The 628-nt window shown below is 65.6% G+C and carries 1 protein-coding gene; it reads right to left on the minus strand.

Annotated elements, in window-relative coordinates; genetic code table 11:
* Positions 1 to 191: 191 nt before the first annotated feature.
* The coding region (locus EOA28_RS37760; RefSeq protein ID WP_148671212.1) for a 2OG-Fe(II) oxygenase at positions 192 to 628 on the minus strand (437 nt) is incomplete at its 5' end.

Raw genomic sequence — 628 nt, forward strand, 5'->3', positions numbered from 1 at the left:
ACGCGAATGAGGGCGGCAGGGGAAGAGGCAGAAGCGCCGCAGGATGAAGGTTCCTCGCCCCCACGAAGTGGGGAGAGGTGGCTCGGCGAAGCCGAGACGGAGAGGGGGAGCGCCCTACGAAGACCCCCTCTCCGTCCGCTTCGCGGACACCTCTCCCCCGCCTCGGCGGGGGCGAGGAACGGCGCTGCGCCCTACTTCGCGTCGTGGAAGATAATTCCGACTGTATGCCGCCGTCCTGATCTCAACCGGCTGACTCCGTGTCTGAGATTCACCCGGTAATATCCCTTCGTGCCCTGCACCGGTCGGTTGTGCACCGCAAATACTACCGCGTCGCCGCGTTTCAGCGGCACCACCTCGGCGCGGCTTTGCATGCGCGGGCGCTGTTCGGTGAGCACGAATTCGCCGCCGGTGAAATCCTCGCCGGGCTCGGACAACAGGATCGCCACCTGCAGCGGAAAGGCGAGCGCGCCGTAAAGGTCCTGGTGCAGGCAGTTGAAGTCGCCAGGGCCGTATTGCAGGAGAAGTGGCGTCGGCCTCGTCTGGCCCTCGTCGTGGCAGCGTTTCAGGAAAGCGGCGTGATCGGCGGGATAGCGCAGCGACGCGCCCATCTTCTCGTTCCAATCGTTGG

Origin of the sequence: Mesorhizobium sp. M2A.F.Ca.ET.067.02.1.1 (assembly GCF_004023285.1) — a bacterium.
Taxonomy (GTDB): Bacteria; Pseudomonadota; Alphaproteobacteria; order Rhizobiales; family Rhizobiaceae; genus Mesorhizobium.